21 protein-coding genes are annotated in these 19,126 nt (G+C 60.1%); 13 read left to right on the top strand and 8 right to left on the bottom strand.

Annotated elements, in window-relative coordinates; genetic code table 11:
- Positions 1–228: 228 nt before the first annotated feature.
- Positions 229–1,365 (bottom strand): glutamate--cysteine ligase, encoded by a 1,137-nt coding sequence (gene gshA, locus NW855_RS09955; RefSeq protein ID WP_041438083.1) that lies wholly within the window; start codon positions 1,363–1,365, stop codon positions 229–231.
- Between the two features lie 95 nt (positions 1,366–1,460).
- On the opposite strand from gshA, the gene NW855_RS09950 reads away from it, so the two are divergent.
- The 7 genes from NW855_RS09950 to NW855_RS09920 all read left to right on the top strand — a co-directional run bounded on the left by NW855_RS09950 (position 1,461) and on the right by NW855_RS09920 (position 8,557).
- Positions 1,461–2,900, top strand: coding sequence for an NAD(P)/FAD-dependent oxidoreductase (locus NW855_RS09950; protein WP_414402571.1), 1,440 nt, complete (start codon positions 1,461–1,463; stop codon positions 2,898–2,900).
- Positions 2,897–4,177, top strand: a complete 1,281-nt coding sequence (locus NW855_RS09945) for a hypothetical protein (RefSeq protein WP_414402572.1) — start codon at positions 2,897–2,899, stop codon at positions 4,175–4,177. The genes NW855_RS09950 and NW855_RS09945 overlap by 4 nt, the downstream gene beginning before the upstream one ends.
- 124 nt (positions 4,178–4,301) lie before the next feature.
- Positions 4,302–5,477, top strand: a complete 1,176-nt coding sequence (locus NW855_RS09940; RefSeq protein ID WP_414401900.1) for a hypothetical protein — start codon at positions 4,302–4,304, stop codon at positions 5,475–5,477.
- Between the two features lie 57 nt (positions 5,478–5,534).
- Positions 5,535–5,987, top strand: coding sequence for a hypothetical protein (locus tag NW855_RS09935; protein ID WP_011429404.1), 453 nt, complete (start codon positions 5,535–5,537; stop codon positions 5,985–5,987).
- Between the two features lie 117 nt (positions 5,988–6,104).
- Positions 6,105–7,406 (top strand): gamma-glutamyl phosphate reductase, encoded by a 1,302-nt coding sequence (locus NW855_RS09930; protein ID WP_414402573.1) that lies wholly within the window; start codon positions 6,105–6,107, stop codon positions 7,404–7,406.
- 132 nt (positions 7,407–7,538) lie between these two features.
- Complete coding sequence (locus NW855_RS09925; protein WP_011429402.1) at positions 7,539–8,180, top strand: hypothetical protein; 642 nt, start codon at positions 7,539–7,541, stop codon at positions 8,178–8,180.
- A 2-nt stretch (positions 8,181–8,182) separates the two neighbouring features.
- Positions 8,183–8,557 (top strand): DUF3493 domain-containing protein, encoded by a 375-nt coding sequence (locus NW855_RS09920; RefSeq protein WP_011429401.1) that lies wholly within the window; start codon positions 8,183–8,185, stop codon positions 8,555–8,557.
- A 19-nt stretch (positions 8,558–8,576) separates the two neighbouring features.
- On the opposite strand, the gene NW855_RS09915 is transcribed toward NW855_RS09920, so the two are convergent.
- The gene (locus NW855_RS09915; protein WP_099812451.1) at positions 8,577–8,909 is read right to left on the bottom strand and encodes a hypothetical protein; all 333 of its coding nucleotides are present in this window, start codon (positions 8,907–8,909) and stop codon (positions 8,577–8,579) included.
- 283 nt (positions 8,910–9,192) lie between these two features.
- Here NW855_RS09915 and psaC point away from each other — a divergent pair, with 283 nt between their 5' ends.
- Positions 9,193–9,441 (top strand): photosystem I iron-sulfur center protein PsaC, encoded by a 249-nt coding sequence (psaC, locus tag NW855_RS09910; protein ID WP_011429399.1) that lies wholly within the window; start codon positions 9,193–9,195, stop codon positions 9,439–9,441.
- Between the two features lie 160 nt (positions 9,442–9,601).
- Here psaC and nadD read toward each other — a convergent pair whose 3' ends face one another.
- Positions 9,602–10,225 carry a nicotinate-nucleotide adenylyltransferase gene (gene nadD / locus NW855_RS09905; RefSeq protein ID WP_011429398.1) on the bottom strand — a complete coding sequence of 208 codons (624 nt, stop codon included), beginning with the start codon at positions 10,223–10,225 and terminating at the stop codon, positions 9,602–9,604.
- On the bottom strand, positions 10,222–10,836 hold the full coding sequence (gene ruvA / locus NW855_RS09900; RefSeq protein ID WP_011429397.1) for a Holliday junction branch migration protein RuvA: 615 nt from the start codon (positions 10,834–10,836) through the stop codon (positions 10,222–10,224). The genes nadD and ruvA overlap by 4 nt, the downstream gene beginning before the upstream one ends.
- A 123-nt stretch (positions 10,837–10,959) precedes the next feature.
- Between ruvA and NW855_RS09895 the strand changes: the two genes are divergently transcribed.
- Complete coding sequence (locus NW855_RS09895; protein ID WP_011429396.1) at positions 10,960–11,895, top strand: alpha/beta fold hydrolase; 936 nt, start codon at positions 10,960–10,962, stop codon at positions 11,893–11,895.
- A 9-nt stretch (positions 11,896–11,904) separates the two neighbouring features.
- On the opposite strand, the gene NW855_RS09890 is transcribed toward NW855_RS09895, so the two are convergent.
- Positions 11,905–12,441 (bottom strand): HNH endonuclease, encoded by a 537-nt coding sequence (locus NW855_RS09890; RefSeq protein WP_414508719.1) that lies wholly within the window; start codon positions 12,439–12,441, stop codon positions 11,905–11,907.
- 469 nt (positions 12,442–12,910) lie between these two features.
- Here NW855_RS09890 and NW855_RS09885 point away from each other — a divergent pair, with 469 nt between their 5' ends.
- Complete coding sequence (locus NW855_RS09885) at positions 12,911–13,228, top strand: metallophosphoesterase family protein (protein ID WP_414388783.1); 318 nt, start codon at positions 12,911–12,913, stop codon at positions 13,226–13,228.
- Between the two features lie 36 nt (positions 13,229–13,264).
- Here the strand turns inward: NW855_RS09885 and NW855_RS09880 are convergent, their stop codons facing one another.
- Entirely contained in the window at positions 13,265–14,179 is a 915-nt protein-coding gene (locus NW855_RS09880) for a cation diffusion facilitator family transporter (protein ID WP_011429393.1), read from the bottom strand.
- Between the two features lie 141 nt (positions 14,180–14,320).
- Between NW855_RS09880 and NW855_RS09875 the strand changes: the two genes are divergently transcribed.
- From NW855_RS09875 to NW855_RS09865, 3 genes are all read left to right on the top strand, one after another.
- Positions 14,321–15,739 (top strand): UDP-glucose dehydrogenase family protein, encoded by a 1,419-nt coding sequence (locus tag NW855_RS09875; protein WP_414508718.1) that lies wholly within the window; start codon positions 14,321–14,323, stop codon positions 15,737–15,739.
- Positions 15,736–16,683: a UDP-glucuronic acid decarboxylase family protein gene (locus NW855_RS09870; protein WP_414508717.1), complete on the top strand. Its 948-nt coding sequence runs from the start codon at positions 15,736–15,738 to the stop codon at positions 16,681–16,683. The genes NW855_RS09875 and NW855_RS09870 overlap by 4 nt, the downstream gene beginning before the upstream one ends.
- A gap of 125 nt (positions 16,684–16,808) precedes the next feature.
- The gene (locus NW855_RS09865; RefSeq protein ID WP_414402577.1) at positions 16,809–17,705 is read left to right on the top strand and encodes a diguanylate cyclase; all 897 of its coding nucleotides are present in this window, start codon (positions 16,809–16,811) and stop codon (positions 17,703–17,705) included.
- Positions 17,706–17,708: 3 nt separating this feature from the next.
- On the opposite strand, the gene gcvH is transcribed toward NW855_RS09865, so the two are convergent.
- Together gcvH and NW855_RS09855 are read right to left on the bottom strand one after the other, a co-directional pair.
- Entirely contained in the window at positions 17,709–18,098 is a 390-nt protein-coding gene (gene gcvH / locus NW855_RS09860) for a glycine cleavage system protein GcvH (protein WP_099812456.1), read from the bottom strand.
- A 78-nt stretch (positions 18,099–18,176) separates the two neighbouring features.
- The gene (locus NW855_RS09855) at positions 18,177–19,082 is read right to left on the bottom strand and encodes an alpha/beta fold hydrolase (protein WP_414402578.1); all 906 of its coding nucleotides are present in this window, start codon (positions 19,080–19,082) and stop codon (positions 18,177–18,179) included.
- Positions 19,083–19,126 lie beyond the last annotated feature (44 nt).

Below are 19,126 nucleotides of genomic sequence, written 5' to 3'. Positions count from 1 at the left end.
CTATGAAACTATATCAACGACCCCCATCATGGGTAAGCGACCAAAGTCGCTAGCGAGCTTTTCCGCCCCGCACTCAAGTGCGGGGCTACCAAGCTATCCTTTTGTGTGGCTCGGCAAGCCCTAGGGGAAGTGGTGGAGCCTGTCTAGGCGAATCTAAGTCAGGTTTGAACTGGGGATCTGGTGGGGGGCAGGCACCGGACTGAGAAGCGCCCACCGTTGGGCAAAGGCTTAGCCAACAAGCTGGCAGAGGGTCTCTTGTCTTTCTCGGTCTTGTTCGGCCAGCTCCTGAATGGCCCGTTGGTACACCTGGGCGGGTGTGGATCCCTGGTCGACCTGCTTCAGCCAGCGCTGGGCCTCGTTGCCCTGTTGGAGCAGAGTTTGCAGGGGAGCCAAAAAGCAGCCCAGGCCCTGGGGTTGGCCGAGGCGCCACGCTTCGGTCAGCAGCTCTTCAATCCACTCCTGGGCCACCCGTTCTCGGCCCGTGCGCCAATCGACCAGACGGGCTCGCAAGGACTCGCGAGCAGCGGCCTGCTCGTTGGCCTCGCAAAGGCTCTCCAGCTCCGTCGGTGTCAAAGGCCCCCGCAAGGGATCCAGCGCTTCTGGCTGGGCCAGCAACTGCCAGAGACGGGCCTCTACCAAGGCAGTGATGGCCAGGGTCATCACCGGATCTGCCACCAGGTCGCAGATGCGCAGCTCCACCCGGTTGAGATGGTAGGGCCGCTCTGGGCCGTTGGGCCGCACAGAGGCCCAGAGGTGGCGCACATTCTGCATCGTGCCCAGGGCCAGTTGCTCCCGCATCCAGGCGATGTAATGGGCGTGATCCCGGAAGAAGGGCACCTGGGCCGGCGTTTTGGGAAACACCTGCCAACGGCTGGAATGGTAGCCTGTCACCTGGCCGTCCAGAAACGGAGAAGAAGCGCTCAGGGCCAAGTACAGGGGAGCTTCCGCCCGCAGCAAACGGCAGGCAAGAAAAATGGCCTCGCTATCCGGCAGGCCAACATTGATGTGAATGCTGGCGGTCACCACCCGCGTGCCGTAGGTGCGCTCGATGTAGTCGTGGTAGGGGTTGTCCGGATCCGAGCGCTCAAAGTGGTCGCTGCCGCCCAAAGCCAGCGTGCTCCCCGGCAACAGGGTGTAGGGGCCAAGGCGGCGCAAAAATTGCCGCAGTTGCAGCCGAGGCCGCAGCAGGGCACAGAGCAGATCCTCGTAGCGGCGAAGGGGCGGAGTGATGTACTCGACGTTGCGCCGATCTGGTTCTCGCACAAACCCCGGCAAAGCCTGGCAGATGCGATCCGACAACCCCACCACTTCTCCGGCGGCGGTGCCGGTGTACATCTCTACCTCAAAGCCCTTGGTCAACAGCACAGGCCAGCCTCCAGCCGCAGCCTCCTCTGCCTATTTTCCCAGGGTTTCGCAGGTACTACAATGTCGGCAAGGCTTGAAGGCGAGCGCAAGGCCAGATGCGGGATCCCATCTACATTCTGGGAGCAGGGCCGGCGGGCATGGCGGCTGCCTACCGCTTGACCCAACTGGGCTTCCCTGTGGTGGTAGTGGAACGGGAAGACAGGGTTGGGGGCTTGGCCAAAAGCATTTGCTACCGGGGGTTCATTCTCGACTATGGCCCGCACCGCTTTTTTACCAAGATCCCAGCGGTGCTGGAGCTGTGGAACCAGGTTTTGGGATCCGAACAAGTGACTGTCCGGCGGCTTACCCGCATCTACTACCGCAAGCACTATTTTCAGTACCCCATTCAAGCCTGGGAAGTCCTGCGCAAAGTTGGCTGGTGGGAAAGCCTGCTCATTGTTCTTTCCTACCTCTGGGCCCAACTTATCCCGCACCCAGCTCCCCAGAACTTTGCCGACTGGGTCAAGGGAAAATTTGGTAGCCGGCTTTTTCAGATGTTCTTCAAGAGCTACACGGAAAAGCTCTGGGGGATCCCTTGCACCGAGATCAGTGCTGATTGGGCTGCCCAGCGCATCAAAGGTCTCAGTCTTGGAGAGGCCATACGAAAAGCATTGGGGTGGAATCGAGGTTTGGTGAAATCTCTAATCGATCAGTTTCAGTTTCCTCGGCTGGGATCCGGCCAGCTCTACGAAAAAATGCAGGAGTTTTTGCTGGCCGAAGGTCAAAAAGTTTGGCTAAATACAGAGGTCATTGCCCTTAGGCATGAGGGATCCCGGATTGTCGAGCTGCAATTGCGCAATCTTCAGGATGGAAGTGAAACATGGGTCTCCCCCTCCCACGTCATCTCCTCGATCCCTCTGACAGTTTTGGTGCAGAGCCTACAGGAGTTGCCTCCTCCAGAGGTACTGCAGGCAGCCCGCAACCTCAAGTTTCGCAACACCGTTTTGGTTTATCTGATTGTGGAGGGATCCCAGCTTTTCCCCGATAACTGGCTGTATATCAACGACCCAACAGTGCAGGTCGGTCGGGTAACCAACTTCGCCAATTGGTCGCCGGCTATGCTCCCCAACCGAGAACAAACCCCCTTGTGCTGTGAGTATTGGTGCAACTTTGGGGATCCCTTGTGGCAAGCCCCTGAGGAGGAATTGCTGGCTTTGGCTGAGAGGGAGCTGCGCCAAATTGGCCTGCTCCAGGATCAGAAGATCTGCGGTGGCTTTGTGGTGCGCCTGCCCCGCACCTATCCCATCTACGCCGGCAGCTACAAAGAAGACTTGGCCATTTTGCAGAGGTATCTTGGCGAGTTTGAAAATCTGCAACTGGTAGGCCGCTACGGCTCGTTTAAGTATAACAACCAAGATCACAGTTTGCTGATGGGCCTGCTGGCTGCTGAGAACATTCTCCAACCCGGCAGCCACGATCTCTGGCAGGTGAACTCCGATGACGATTACCAAGAGGAGATTAAAGTGCCATCCCCACCCGCAAAGGTGCGACAATGAGCTTCCCTCCTAGCCACCTCTTGCAGCACAGCCGGCAGCATCTGGTCTCTTTTGCCGTCCAAGTTTTGCTTCCCGCTGTGGCTTTGACGCTGCTGCAGATTTTCTTGATCTCCTTTTGGAGCCAGGAGGATGACTATGCTTCCATCTTCAAGGGTTTAACCCAGTGGGATAGCCATTGGTACCTGGGCATTGTGCGGCGAGGGTACCAGTTTGTGGGCTTTGACAAGATTGCCTACGAGCAGAGCAACGTGGCTTTCTTTCCGGGCTATCCTCTGGCGGTGGCCGCCATAAGCCGCCTGTTGGGAGTTGACCCTGAACTGGGGCTGTATCTGACTGCCCAGCTCTTTTGCTGGCTGATGTGGATTTACTTTTTCCTGTTTTGCCGCCGCTGGCAGATCCCCCCTCTTGGGCAAGTTTTGGCCAGCTTAATCATCCTGGTCTATCCCAGTAGCTTCTACTTGGTAGTGGGCTACAGCGAGTCTCTGTTTCTGGCTAGCCTGCTGGGTTTTTTCTACTGGTCCATGGACTTGAACGCTCCCTGGCCGGCGTTTCTAGCCGGGATCCACGGTTTGGTGATGAGCGCCACCCGCATTGTGGGTTTGCCGGTGGCGCTGGTTCCTCTGCTGCGACTATCCCACCCTTGGTTTTGGACAGCCAGCGCTGTTGTTCTGGCCTTGTTGGGTGGGCTGGGCTTTTTCCTCTACTGCCAGCTCCGCTTTGGCCGTTGGGATCTCTACCTGGAAATGCAGCGCTACTTTGGCCCCAGTTCTTTCGATTATTTGGCTATTATTCGACCTCGTACTTATGCCCCCCTCTTTTCTAGTGGCTATTGGCAGTCCTTGCTCTCCTTTTCCGAGGCTTTGGGGGCTGGGATATGGGCCATTTCCCTCAGTCAACTGTTTGTTCTCCTCACGCTGGGATCCCTAGTTATTACAGGCCTGCTGGATGGGTGGAGTGTCCTGGCCGGCAAGAGCCGGCGCTGGCAAGAGCGGCTGGGGTTTCATTTGGCTGCCTGGGCCATGTTCTCTATTTCCGTGGCTGGCATGAGTGCCGTGGCCCAGAGAAGTATGATCCGCTACTGCCTGCCAGTTCACATCCTGCAGGTGCTGGCCTGGTTGCATGGGATCAGATACACCGATTTCAGCTTCATCCCCCAACAGGTGCGTTTCTATCTTGACAGTGTCCTGAGGCTGGGCTACTGGATCTTGGCTTTAGTCTTCTTTGCCCTCAACCAAATCCTCACCTGGCGCTACGTCCAGCATCTTTGGGTGGCTTGATCGAACCTTGGTGGTGAAGCTGATGAGTTTGCGCCCTGGCCCTCCGTTGCAGCAGATTCGCAAATGTTTAGTTTGCTTTCCTACTCGGATTTTTTTGCTGGGCTTAGCGCTGACTATCCTACAGGTGTTGGCGATATACCTTTGGACAAAACGCGGCAGCTGTGCTTCTGCTTTTACAGCCCTGAGCCAGCGCGATAGCTACTGGTACCTGAGCATTGTGGAGCGGGGGTATCAGTTTGTGGGCTTTGACAAGATTGCCTACGAGCAGAGCAATGTGGCCTTCTTTCCAGGCTATCCCCTGGCGGTGGCCGCCATGAGCCGCCTGTTGGGAGTTGACCCTGAACTGGGGCTTTATCTCACTGCCCAGCTCTTTTGCTGGCTGATGTGGATTTACCTTTTCCTGTTTTACCGCCGCTGGCAGATCCCCACTCTTTGGCAAGTTTTGGCAAGTCTGATTATCTTGGTCTATCCCAGCAGTTTTTACCTTGTCGTGGGCTACAGCGAATCCCTCTTCATGGCCAGCTTGTTGGGTTTTTTCTACTGGTTGGCCTGCTTGAATTCGATGAAGGCAGGGCTCCTGGCCGGGATCCACGGTTTTGCGATGAGTGCCACCCGCATTGTGGGTTTGCCGGTGGCGCTGGTTCCCCTGCTGCGGCTATCCCGCCGTTGGTTTTGGACGGCAGGCGCCGTTGTTTTGGCCTTGTTGGGGGGGCTGAGTTTTTTCCTCTACTGTCAGCTCCGCTTCGGTCGCTGGGATCTCTACATGGAGATGCAGCGCTACTTTACCGGCGTCCAGGCCAATTACCAAGCCCTTTTCCAGGCTCATACCTATGTTCTTTCCCCTGAGCGATGGCAGGTCTTGCTCTCTCCTTCTGCACCGCTGCAGGATCCTGGCCTGTGGTCTGATGCTCTCAGCCAACTGTTTGTGTCTGTTACGCTGGGATCCCTAGTTGTTACAGGCTTGCTGGATGGTTTGAGTGTCGTGGCCGGTAAGAGCCGGCGCTGGCAGGAGCGGCTGGGGTTTCACCTAGCTGCCTGGGCTATGTTCTACATCGCTGTAGCCGGCATGAGTCCCCTAGGCCAGCGAAGCATGATTCGCTACTGCCTACCGGTTCACCTCGTGCAAGTGCTGGCCCTCCTGCACTGGGCCAAGCACACAGATTTCGGCTTCCTTCCCCTGTGGGCGCGCCCCCACCTAAGCAGAGTTCTCAAGCTGGGCTATGGGCTTCTGGGCCTGATCTTCCTCGTCCTCAACCAGATCTTGACCTGGCGCTACGTCCACCATCTCTGGGTGGCTTGACCCTGCTTTCTTGAGGATAGGATGTGAGGGATCCCGACTTCTCACCGACTGAGAGCTGTGGCGTTTTCCTCTCCCCACAAGTGGCCTCGGCAGAAATCGTCCCTGCGAGTGGCTCAGCCCATCGAGCCCACCAAAATTTACCCCTGCCCCTGTTGCCACCAAGGTCAGTTGCGCCTGATTACCCTGACTGAGGCTTTTGGCTGCAGCCGTTGCCAGCATATTTTCGCCATCACCCCCGACCGTTTGCACATTGAGCAACTGGCCGTCTCCTACCCCTACCGTAAAATCTGGTTCTGGAACGGCCATCAGTGGGTGTTGCACCGGCAAAGCACTTTCCAGGGATCTGCGCTCTTGGGCCTCACCCTCAGCCTGGGGGTTGCTTTGGCGGTGGGGTTTCTGGGCGTGTTGCTCTTCCCCAGCCAAGCCCAGTTGCTCAGTTGGTTCCTGATTCTTTGCCTGTTGCTGACGCTGTTGATGGTGACGGCGATCCTGCTGCTGCGGCGGCCTTGAGATGCTTGGGATCGTTGCCAGGGATCCCTAGTTTCAGCCCTTGTGGATCTAGCCATTTCTTGTTAGCAGTGGTCAGGAGCAGGTCTGTCGTCGGTCAGCCGGGCAGGAGGGAAGCGAGTGACCGATTTTGGTTCAGCCTTTGACCTCAGCACCACCCTGCGCCAGGTGCGCCGCTTGCTGCCTCAGCTCCAGCGCTTGAGCGGCGAAACCAAACGCCAGGCCCTGCTGGCTCTCTCGCGCCGTTTGCTGGAGCGCTCCGAGCTGCTGTTGGAGGCCAATACCCTCGACCTGGAAAGCTGCCGCGAGCAAACCCTGCCGGAGTGGATCCTCAACGGCCTCAAGCTTACCCCCGAGCGCCTGCAGCGATCCGCCCAGTTGCTTGCTCTCCTGGCCCAACAGCCGGATCCCATCGGGAGCCTGGAGAGGGGGTGCCGTCAGGACAACGGGCTGTTTATTGGCCGCTACCGCGTCCCTTTGGGGCTGATCGCCTTGGTCTACGAGATCTACCCCGAGTTTGCCTTGAATGGCATTGGCATGTGTCTCAAGACGAGCAATGGCGTGATCTTGGCCGGCAGCGGCCCCATCCAGAAAACCCATCAGGCCCTGGTCAACCTGTTGGCAGAGACCGCCTACGAGCACGGGATCCCGGAAGGGGCCATTCAAACCCTCCCCGCCCAAGACCAAGCGACCGATCCCCAGGCCGATTCCCCACTGTTGCTGTTGTTGCAGCAAACCCGCTATGTGGATCTGGTGATCCCCTGCGGTCGCCCCGGCTGGGTGGAGTTCCTGTTGCAGGCCAGCAAAGTGCCGACTCTGGTCACGCATCTGGGGTACGGCCACATCTATGTGGATCGCACCGCTCCTTGGCCTTTGGTGAAGTCGGTTTTGTTGGATCCCTTGGCTCGCTATGGCCCAGAAGGGATCCCGATCTATCAGCCCCTCACCCTTTGGCTGCTGATCCACACCGATTGGGCCGCCCATCATCTGACCGCCCTGATTGAAGACTTGCTGGGTCAAGGGATCGATATACAGGCAGCAGCCCCCATTCTGGAGCGATTCCCCCAGCTTCAGCCGCTGGGGGAAGGCTTTGACTCCACAGAACGGCCTCATCTGCGCCTCCAGCCCGTTGCCGACCTGACGGAGGCGATCGCCTGGATCAACAAAAATGGCTGTCGTCAATCGGAGACGATCCTCACCGACAGCCAATCGGCAGCCCAGCGCTTTCTCCAGGAGGTGGATGCCGCCCTGATCCACATCAACACCTCTCCCCTCTCGGCAGGCCGGGGAGCCGGGATCCCCACCTTGGGAGCGTTTCGCGACCTGTCTTTGGGCATTTCCACCCAGCGGCTGCACGTGCGCGGGCCCATCGACCTGGAAGCCTTGACAACGGTGAAGGTAGTGGCTCAGGGTGACCTGTAGCAGGGGAAAGTTGGGATACCGAACTGCTGTTCTCCCCAAAAGCCAAGAGATGGCGTGAGACTAGAAAGGGAGGAATGCCGGCCCCGTCGTCCGACGTCCAACCCAGCCCAACAGACAGGGGGGAGAACTCCTTTGGGGATTGACCTGCGCAGTTACGTGTTTTTGGATCGGCTCCAGCCCCAGTACGCTGCTTATCTGGGCACGGTGGCCCAGGGCTTTTTGCCTCTGCCAGGGGATACTTCCCTCTGGGTCGAGATTTCCCCCGGCATCGAGATCAACCGCGTTATGGACATCGCCCTCAAAGCCACCTCGGTAAGGCCGGGGCTGCAGGTGGTGGAGCGCCTCTACGGCCTTTTGGAGGTACACTCCAGCAACCAGGGGGATACCCGCACTGCCGGTCGGGCCATCCTGGCGGCTTTGGGGGTGAGCGAAAAGGAGCGCCTCAGGCCGCGCATCATCTCCAGCCAGATCATTCGCAACATCGATCCCCACCAAACCCAGTTGATCAACCGTTTCCGCCGCGGCCAGATGCTCCTAGCCGGCCAAACCCTCTACATCCTGGAGGTGCAGCCGGCAGGCTATGCCCCCCTGGCCGCCAACGAGGCAGAAAAATCGGCCCGCATCAACATCCTCGAAGTGATGCCCTTTGGCAGCTTTGGCCGCGTCTACTTGGGCGGGGAAGAGCAAGATATTCTGGCTGCCTGTCGGGCTGCCGAGGAAAGCTTGGCGGCGATTTCTGGCCGGGATCCCCTACTATTGCCCGAGGAGGTGTAGCCGTGGCAACATCGGAGCCCAAACCTTCCCCAAAACCTGGCTCGCCCCTGCCCCCAGGTCGGGATCCAGCGGCAGATCGGGTGAGGCTGCTCACGGAACTGGCCGCCCCCTACCGCAGTCTGCGGCGCTTTGTCTACCTGGCGGTGGGTTTTTCGGCCACCATCGGGGCATTTGTATTTTTCTTTCGAGCCTTGGCAGGGCGGGATCTGGAGACCACCCTGCCCAGCTTGGCCTTACAGTTAGGGATCCTGGCCGGCGCCCTCGGCCTCAACAGGCTGGAAAGCCACTCCCAGCAAAAGCTGGTCAGACGGATGAAGCAGCGCCTTAGCAGCCAAAAAGACTCGCCCCGTCCGCCCGAGGGCGATGCCCCGCTTTAGGGCAGGGACGGCTAGCCTGTCAATAGTCCCAGTCCCCTTGGCGGGGATCGGAGTCGTCTTCCTCGTCGGCGCTGGGAAGATAACGGCGGGCTTCCTGGGGCCACTTTTGGGCTATTTGGATGGCAAGAAAGGCCGCGAGAGCCACTAAAACTGCCAAGGTGAGAATTGGAATCGCCAGGATCACCACTGCGCCCAACACGTAGATGGCCACCTTGGGCAAGGAAGGATCCACCCTCCAGCCACGCCTGTACACCCAGTCGGTGAGCTGCCGATCCCAGCGGCGCAGGCGAGGTATGTTCTCCGCATAGATTTCCTGGAGAATGCCGGCCAAAACGGGCCCCAGGCGGTGCATTTGGCTTCGAGTTTGCCTTCTCCAATTCCGCAGCGAGCGTCCCATTCGTAGGATCCTTGCCCTGTCCTTCCTCAGGCAATCCTAGCCCAACCGCGAGGGCGACCTTCCCGTCGGCGCGGCAAGGGATCCCTGGGGATGTAAATTTGTTTGAACATTTGGATCGCAGATCGGGGTGGTTTGGCAGGACTACAGTACACTGAAGCCACCCGTGCAGTGGTGTTGCTGCCACGCCCTTCGGTAAACCTTTTTTTAATCTTTCAAACAGCTCGACTGGAGAACGCTAATGGCTCACACGGTCAAGATCTACGACACCTGCATCGGCTGTACTCAGTGTGTGCGGGCCTGCCCTACTGATGTGTTGGAAATGGTGCCCTGGAAGGGGAACAACAAGGCCGGCATGATTGCCGCAGCCCCCCGCACCGAAGACTGTGTTGGCTGCAAACGCTGTGAGACTGCCTGCCCCACGGACTTCTTGAGCATCCGCGTCTACCTTGGCCCCGAAACCACCCGCAGCATGGGCTTGGCTTACTAAGCCATCGGCAGGTTGGGTTGCAATTTTCATTTGAGACAAGCCTTCCTACTTTCAGCGAAACAGCCTCTCTTCAGCCCCTCCTGGCTGGGAAAAAGTTGGGCGGGCTGTTGCTCTAGTGAACGGGTTTATCGGAGAGGAGGGATCCCTCCTCTTTTTTTCTTCAAGGGTCGAGGTAGAGCCGGTGTTGGCGAATGTAGTGCTCCACAGCAGGGGGCACCAGGTAGCGGATGGATCCCCCCTTTTGGATTTGCTGGCGCAGGTAGGTGGAAGAGAGCGTTAGGGTGGGGGCGTCCAGGATTGCTGCCCGGATGGGCAGCTTTGCGGCCACCGACCGCAGCACTTGGGCGGCGTCGCCGGCATCGATACGGGGGGCAACAATCCAATGGCAGAGGCGGGCCAATTCTTCCGCCTGGTACCACTGGGGCAGATCCCGCAGGGCATCCACGCCGATAATCCAATACCACTGGGTATCCGGCTGCTCTTGCATCAGGCTGCGCAGCGTCTCGATGGTGTAGGAGGGGCCGGGACGGCGGATCTCCAGGTCGGAGCAGGCAAAGCGCTCGTGGTCGGCAATGGCCAGCTTCACCATGGCCAGGCGATCGGCTTTGCTGGCGCCGGCGGCCAAGGGCTTGTGGGGAGGATCCCCTGCCGGCATCCACAGCACCTGATCCAGGTTGAACTGCCAGAGGGCCTGCTCCGCCATGATCAGATGGCCGTGGTGGACGGGGTTGAAGGTGCCGCCCAGAATGCCAATGCGGCGCTGCTGGGGATCCGGAGGGCTCATGGCTGCCGGCTGAGGTAGGTGATGGCATCCCGCAGCCACTCTTCCGTTGGGCGGGGTTGGGAGGGCAAAGCTTGCAGGGCCGCTTGAATTTCTTGGAGGCTGTAGCCGAGGGCCAGCAAGGCCATTTCCACCTCTTCCCGGATGGCCGGAGGCGGCCCGCCGGCCAGGGGGCGATCGGCGTTCTCCAGGCCTTGTCGCCAGTGGGCCAGCTTGGTTTTCAGCTCCAAGGCTAGCCGTTGGGCCGTTTTGTGCCCTACCCCTGGCGTGAGGGAAAGTAGGCGCACGTTTTCGGTCACCACTGCCTGAACCAGCTCCGGCAGGCCGAAGGTATTCAGCAGAGCCAAGCCCAAAGCCGGCCCCACCCCCGAAACTTTGATGAGCTCCACAAACACATCGCGCTCGGCTGGCGAGCCAAACCCGTACAACACCAGCTCGGTCTCTCGCACCACCAAGTGGGTAAACACCCGCACGGGCTCTCCGATGGGGGGCAGTTGCTTGAGAAAACGCGCCGGGGCCTTGACCCGATAGCCGATCCCCTGCACCTCAACGGTGAGGCTACTGCGCTCTCCCCATTCGATGGCGACGAGGTGGCCGCTCAAAAACGCGATCATGCTGCGAGTCCAATCCGTGTTTAGGATACGCTGCTCGGCTACAGCTCCAGAGTCGGCCGAGCAGAATCTAAAAGAATCTAGAATAAGAAAAGCTTAAATAACAAAAGCTTACAAGCGACCTCTATGGCTTCAACATCGGCATCGGCCACTCCTATCTCGGCACGCTGGATTTGGCGGGGGCAATCCGTCCATTACGTCAAACAGGGCGAGCAGGGGCAGCCTTTGCTTTTGGTGCACGGCTTTGGGGCTTCCACCGACCACTGGCGTAAAAACATTCCCGAATTGGCTCAACACTACCAGGTCTATGCCATCGATTTGCTCGGCTTTGGCCGTTCGGCCAAGCCCAACTGGGACTATCGCGCCGAGATCTGGCGGGATCAACTGCGGGATTTCTGTCAACAGGTGATCCGGCGGCCTGTGGTGGCCATTGGCAACTCCCTGGGCGGCTATGTGGTGCTCAGCCTGGCGGCAGAGTGGCCGGAGTGGGTGCGGGGGGTGGTGCTGCTTAACGGGGCAGGCGGCTTTTCCACGGTTAAGGGATCCCCATCTGGCTGGCGGCAATGGCTGGGTGGCCTGGTAGGCTGGGGCCTGCGCCAGCGCCTGGTGTCTTACCTATTGTTTCAGTATTTGCGGCAGCCGCGGGTGATTCGCTCCAAGCTGAAGCAGGTCTATTACGACCCGGCGGCAGTGACGGATCAACTGGTGGAAGACATTCATCGCCCCACGCGGGATCCGGGGGCTGCCGATGTGTTCGTGGCCCTGATGCGGGGCGGGCAGAAGGGGCGCTATGTGGACGAGCTGCTGCGCAGCTTGGTGCGCCCCCTGTTGTTGATTTGGGGCGAACGGGATCCCTGGATGCGGGTCCGCGAGCGCTCTAAGCTCTACCGGGCTCACTACCCTCAGGCGGTGGAATACTTCCTGGAGGCCGGCCACTGCCCTCACGATGAGCGCCCCGAAGAGGTCAACGCCCTGATCCATCGCTGGATCGAGCTGGGGATCCCGGCCACCACCTCTCCTCCCCTTTCCAAAGCAGCGCCGGTCTCAGACCTGCATCCTTAGCCTTGGGAGCTAGGCGGGCTTGACTGCCAGCTCCGGCGGCGGATCCCCTTCCAGGCCGATGGCGTACTTCAGCCATTCCCGATGGGATCCGCTGCCGACGGCTTTGGAGATTTCAAAGTAAAGGGTGCCGTGGGGGCGGCGGGGCTGGCGGAGCAAGGGCATGCCGGCCTCCCAAGGGGTGCGATTCCCTTTTTTCACGTTGCAGCGCACACAGGCGCTGACTACATTCTCCCAGGTATCTTCACCGCCGCGGGAGCGCGGGATCACGTGATCCAGGGTTAGGTCTTCGCCGTAACAGCCGCAGTACTGGCAGCAGTGCCCATCGCGGTAGAGGACATTGCGCCGCGTCAGGGGGATCTCCTTGTGGGGAACGTGAACGTAGTGGCGCAGGCGGATGACGGTGGGCAGAGGGATGTTGCCGTAGACTACTTTGCCATTGTGCTCGATTTGCTCGGCCTTGCCCTTGAGCAAAAGGACAACAGCTCTGCGCCAACTGGTGATGTTGAGCGGCTCGTAGGAGGCATTTAAAACCAAAACCTTGCCCATAGTGCTACGCACCGCTGACGAAATCCCCTACCGGATCTGAAAGGCGCCAGCTCTCTTGAAGTTACGCAAAATCTTAACACAGCTTTAGAGGCGAGGTAGCCCACTTCACTCCGGTAAAACCTCGGGTTCCCTTCCCTCTGCCGGCTCAGCACAACAGGATCCCGACGTGGTGGATCGAGATCCCGAGGCACTTTCTAGCCCTTGCTGTTAGAGCCGGCCCTAATCCCAGGCAGGGTGGGCTTCGGCTGCTGAGGCTGCTCCGGCTCGCGGCCGAAGTTGGTAATCAGAGTTAGAGATTGGGCTTTTTCAGCTCGATTTGCTCCCCGTCGGCCTCCCCAGCCGTCACCTGTAAGGTGGCCTTGCCGAGGTTATCCCGGAGATCCTCTGCCAAAAGACCGGAATCCCCCCAGGGGCAATCGGGCCTTGCGCCGGATCTGTCCTTTGGGATCATCTCAACCGGTTTCATTTGGTGAAGCTAAGCATCCCGGCTCTGGAGCAGGTTTTGCAACACCGGATGCAGTTGCTCTTGGATTTTTTGCTGCTGCCGAGGGATCTGACCCAGCACGGGGAGCCAGAAAACCACGCTTGGTTGGCAGAGCGGCTGGCCCGTTTACCTTTTCCGGCTTTTGTGGTGCCCGGCAACCACGACGTGCCCCAGCCCGAGGCATTGGCAGAGTTTCCCCGCTACTACCGAGCTTTTGGCTATGAGGACGGGCTTTCCACTTTCTTTCCACTTTCTTTCCACTTTCTAGGAATCCCCCCGAAGGGGGAAATCTACCCCCATTAAACCCACGCAGAGCAAGGAATGCAAGGCCCATTGTGGCTAGGAACGGGATCCCTCGATGTGGGAGTAGGGCTCCAGGTGGATGGTGACCCGCACCGGCCCGTAGCGCTGCTGCAGCAGTTGCTCCACCGCTTCGGTAAGGCGATGGGCCGACTCCACATCCAGCGGCTCCACCACCATGTGCATTTCGATAAAGATCATCTGCCCCGGGATGCCGCGGGAGGTGATGTCGTGGCAGTCGAGGATCCCGGGCAGGCTGAGAACCAGCTCCCGCAAGGTTTTGGGGGGGATAGCCACCCGGTCGGTTAAGAAGGGAACGTTTTCCCGCAGCACTTCCCAGCCGCTCCAGAACACCAGCAGCCCCACCGGCACCGCCAGCACCTGGTCCAGCCAAGGGATCCCCCAGAAGTGGATCCCGGCCAGACCCAGCAATACCGTCAGGGTTACCCAGACATCGCTGAGGGTATGGCGGGCATCGGCCAAGAGCAGCGAGCTGGCCAGCGCCCTGCCCCAGAAACGTTCATAGACGGCCACGAAGAGGTTGATCCCCAGCACGCCCAGCATCAGCGTCAAGGTCAACCCCTCGATCCGGAGCTGCGGCGGCTGGGGTGCAAAAAACCGCCCCACCGCTGCGCTGAGGATCTCGAAGCTGGCCACTCCCAAAAAGGCGGCGATCCCCAGCGCTCCAATGGCCTCAAACTTGCTGCGGCCATAGGGATGGTCTTCGTCCGGCTCTGGCGAGGAAAAGCGGGCTGCCAGCAGGGCAAGAATGTTGCTGGCGCTGTCGGTAACACTGTGCAGGGCATCGGCCACCAAGCTGAGGGATCCCGTCGCCAATCCCAGGATCAACTTGACCGAAAACACCAAAAGATTGAGCCCCAGGGTGACATAGAGCACCCTCTGCACCTGGCGCTGACGGCGGCTGGCTATGGCAGCAGAATCGGGGAAGCTCACCGCTGGGGAGCCTCAGACCAAGCCGGTTCAGCTTTATTTTGCCACCGACTCCCCCTAGGGGCCGACCTTCTTCGAGGGGATAGGGAATGCGGGCCGGCGGGGTATTTTAGAACCAAGCACCGACGCGAGGGGGAGGCGGCCATGGACATGGCGGTCGTGGGAGCTGGCTATGTGGGGTTGGTAACCGGCGCCTGTCTGGCCCACCTGGGCCACAGCGTTATTTGTATAGACAACAACCCTGTCAAAATCGAAAACCTGCAGCGAGGTCGTCTGCCCATCTACGAGCCCGGCCTGGAAGAGCTGGTGCGGGAAGGCGCCGAGGCTGGCCGGCTGCACTTTACCACCGACCTGGGCCTGGGGGTGAAGGCCAGCGAAGTGATCTTCATTGCCGTGGGCACCCCGGCTTTGCCCAGCGGCGAGCCAGACCTGCGCTACGTAGAGGCCGTGGCGCGAGGGATCGGCCAGCACCTGGACAACCGCTACCGCGTCATCGTCAACAAGTCCACCGTGCCCATCGGCTCCGGCGACTGGGTGCGCATGCTCATCCTCGACGGCGCCGCCGAGGCTGTCCAGCAGCGCCTAAGCAGCCAACAGATGGCCCTGGCTGGGGGGGATCCTACCCCCTCCTCCCTGGCTACCTTGGACAGGTCTTCCTGGGTGCCGCCCTTCGACGTGGTGAGCAACCCCGAGTTTCTGCGGGAGGGCAGCGCCATCCACGATACCTTTTACCCCGACCGCATCGTGATTGGCTCCAACAGCCCCCGGGCCATCGAGATCCTGCGGCAACTTTACGAGCCCATCCTCAGCCGCCAGCAGGGCTTGGGCGGGGATCCCGTGCCCTTGCTGGTCACCGACCTGGCCTCGGCCGAGATGATCAAATATGCGGCCAACGCCTTCCTGGCCACCAAGATCAGCTTCATCAACGAGATCGCCAACATCTGCGAGCGCACTGGCGCCGACATCACCCAGGTGGCCGAAGGGATCGGCCTCGATAAGCGCATTGGCCGCGCCTTCCTCAACGCTGGTCTAGGCTGGGGAGGGAGCTGCTTTCCCAAGGATCTGGCCGCTTTGATCCAGACGGCAGCCGACTACGGCTATGAGGCCAAGCTGTTGCGGGCCACCGTCGAGGTCAACCGCGAGCAGCGGCAGCGCTTGGTGGAAAAGCTGCAGCAGGCTCTTAAGGTGCTTAAGGGCAAGACCATTGGCCTTTTGGGCCTCACCTTCAAGCCCCACACCGACGACCTGCGGGATGCGCCGTCCCTGACCCTCATCGAGCAGCTCCACCGGCTGGGGGCCAAGGTAAAAGCCTATGATCCCATTGTGTCGGCTTCAGGGATGCGGGAGGGCCTGGCCCACGTGGTGGTGGAAACGGACGTGTTCCGCCTGGCCCAGGATTGCGACGCCCTGGTGCTGGTGACCGAGTGGCCGGAGTTCTTGTCGCTGGATTACCGGCGCCTTGCCGAGCTGATGCGGCGGCCCCTCATCCTCGACGGCCGCAACTGCCTTGACCGGCAGGCCGTTCAGCAGGCGGGCATTACCCTGATTGGAGTGGGCTGGTGAAGATCCTGGTTACGGGTGGTTTGGGGTTTATCGGCTCCCATCTGGTCAGCCGTCTGCTGCAGGAGGGCCACACGGTGATCTGCCTCGACAACGGCTACACGGGGCGGGAGGAGAACCTGCAGGCCCACCGCAACAACCCTGCCTTGACCTTGCTGTGGCACGACGTGGCCGAGCCGCTGCCGCCGGAGCTGGAGAAAGCGGGAATTGAGCAAATCTACCACCTGGCCTGTCCCGCCTCGCCGCCCCACTACCAGGCGGATCCCATCCGCACCATCCGCACCGGCGTCTGGGGCACCTACCACCTGCTGGAGCTGGCCCAGAAAACGGGGGCCAGGTTCCTGCTGGCCTCCACTTCAGAAGTGTACGGGGATCCCCAGGTGCATCCCCAGCCGGAGGACTACTGGGGCCATGTCAACCCCATCGGCCCGCGGGCCTGCTACGACGAGTCCAAGCGCCTGGCCGAAACCCTAACCTTTGACTGGCAGCGGCAACACCAAACCGAGATCCGCGTGGCCCGCATCTTCAACACCTATGGGCCCGCCATGCGGGAAGACGATGGTCGTGTGGTCAGCAACTTCATCGTCCAGGCGCTGCGCGGGGATCCCCTCACCGTCTATGGAGATGGCTCCCAGACCCGTAGCTTCTGCTACATCTCCGACCTCATCGAGGGCCTGGTGCGCCTGATGAACAGCCCTTATCCCGGCCCCTTTAACCTGGGCAACCCGCAGGAGGTCACCATTCTAGAGTTGGCTCGGCAGATTTTGGCCCTCACCGGCAGCTCTTCTCCCATCGTCCACCGGCCTCTCCCAACCGACGATCCCAGGCAGCGCCGGCCCGACATCAGCAAGGCCCGCGCCCTGCTGGGGTGGGAGCCCCAGATCCCTTTGCCAGTGGGCCTGGAGCTGACCATCCCCTACTTCCGCCACCGGTTAGGGCTGGAGTAAAGGAAGACCTCTGGGAGATTTTCCCCAGAGCTGGCCAACTTTGCGGAAGAAAGCAGCCAGGCTGGCATGATACCCGTCATAATACGGAAAAGACATGTTAACTCAGCTAGGGGATCCCTACGCCTGTGGATACTTCTCCGGAAGAACCAACCACCCCCGTGCCCCTGGAAACCTACGGGCTGGAGGTGGAGAGGAAAGCAGTGGGCGCCTTTTTGACGGTGCTTCAGGGATCCAATAGGGGCAGGACTTTCCGCCTGGGGGAGACTGCAGTAGTGGGGCGCAGCCCCCAGGCCGACGTTCAGCTTTCCGACCACACCATCTCTCGGCTGCACTGCCGGCTGAGGAAGGAAGGGGAAAACTATGTCCTCATCGATCTCGGCAGCCTCAACGGCACCTATGTCAATGGGGAACGGGTAAATTGCCGGGTTTTGGCGGATAGGGATCGCATCCAGCTGGGGAATAGCCTCCTGCAGTTTGCCTATTATGACCGGCTGGAGGAGGCTTTCTTTTTCCAGGTCGCTGCCGCCGCTCTCTACGACCCGCTCACGGGGCTGCACAACCGTCGGTTTTTCCTAGAGCACCTGCAGAGGGAGATGGCTTTTGCCCGCCGCCATAGCTTTCCCCTCCACTTGCTTTACCTGGACTTGGACAACTTCAAGCTCATCAACGACCGCTGGGGGCATTTGGCCGGGGATCAAGCCCTGATCCAAGTAGCCCAACAACTGCAGGATCAGGTTCGCCGCGAGGATCTGCTGGCCCGGCTAGGGGGCGACGAATTTGTCCTCATGGTGCGCGGGGTTCCGGAAGCTCAAATCCTGCAGTTGGCCAAGCGCCTGCGGCAGGCCGTCCAATCCCTCCCTCTGCAGGTGGGAGCAGAAGTTATCCACCTCACCTGTAGCATTGGCGTCGCCTCTTTGCTCAGCCTTTCAGCAGAAACTTCCGTCCAAAGCTTTCTAGAGGCAGCCGACCAAGCCCTCTACCGGGCCAAGATGCAAGGGGGCAACCGGGAAGTGTTGCTGTAGGGCTTAGGATCCTTCTACCAAGCTGGCGTAGGCCTCGGCGCTCATCGTGTCGTCGAGATCTTCCGGGTTGGTCATGCGCACCTTGATCAGCCAGCCATCGCCATAGGGATCGTCGGCAATGCTCTCTGGGCTGTCCACCACTGCTTTGTTCACTGCCACCACTTCCCCCGAAACAGGGGCATAGAGATCCTCGACCGCCTTAACGGATTCCACCGAGCCAAAGCTTTCGCCCTTTTCAATCTCTGTTCCTTCCTCGGGCAGGCCGACAAAGACAATATCCCCGAGCTGATCGACGGCATAAGCCGTGATCCCAATCACCGCAATGTCATCCTCAACGCGGATGTACTCGTGGGTGTCCACATAGCGCAGATGGGGCGGATACTCCAGGGCCATGCCGTTTCCCCTGCTAGAATTCAGTGGATTATTCTAGGGTGAACCCCTGGGGCTGGTAAAGCTCTCCCAACTTGACACCTAGAGGAACTCCATCAGCAGCCGATTCACGGTTTGCGGCGCCTCCTGCTGCGCCCAGTGGCCGCACTCGGGGATGTATTCTTTGCGAATGCCGTTGGGGAAAAAGGGATCCATTCCCTCGGTCAGCTCGCGGCTGAGGGCAAAGTCTTCCTCTCCCCAAATGAGCAGGGTGGGGGCGAGGATCTGCCGCAGGGGCTGTAAAAACAGGTTCTGCAGAGTGGGCAGGCTAAACAGGTGGCGGTAGTAGTTAAGGGCAGAGGTGAGCACCTTGGGTTTGGCGAGAGCCTCTTGGTAGATCTTCAGGTCGTGTCGGGTGAAGGCACTCTTGCGCACCGAGGTCTCTCGGAAGATGCGCTGCACCCAATCGCCCAAGTTCCACTGGAGCACCCACTCCGGCAGCCAGGGCAACTGGAAGAAAAACAAGTACCAACTGCGGCGCATCTGGTCCAAATTGGTCAGGAACTCCCGGCGAAAGCAAGCTGGGTGAGGAGAGTTGAGCACGGCCAGCTTGCGGATCTCGTCGGGGAAAAATTGCGCCCAGTGCCAGGCAATGGCTCCTCCCCAGTCGTGGGCCACCACTACCGCCCTCTTGGCCCCAAAGTGATCCAGGAGGCCGCGGACATCCGCCGTGAGGGTATCTAGGTCGTAGCCGTGATCCGGCTTGTCGGAATCGTTGTAGCCGCGTAGATCGGGGGCCACCACGCAAAACCGCTGCGCCAACACCGGGATCTGGTGCCGCCAGGAGTACCAAAACTCCGGGAAACCATGCAGCAAGATGGCCAGCTCCCCTTCCCCCTGGCTGACGTAGTGCAGTTGAATACCATTGGTGAGGGCATAGCCGTGCCGCCAGCTCCCCATCTTGGCGGCTACCTCAGCAGGAAGGCGTCGGATCCCTGCTTCTGTCATCTCGTCTGCTCTTTGGCCGAACCCATGATTTGGTATCCAACCAT

Source organism: Synechococcus sp. RC10B2 (genome assembly GCF_047502635.1).
The sequence above is the reverse complement of the archived record's forward strand: the minus strand, read 5'-3'. Positions and strand labels throughout refer to the sequence as shown.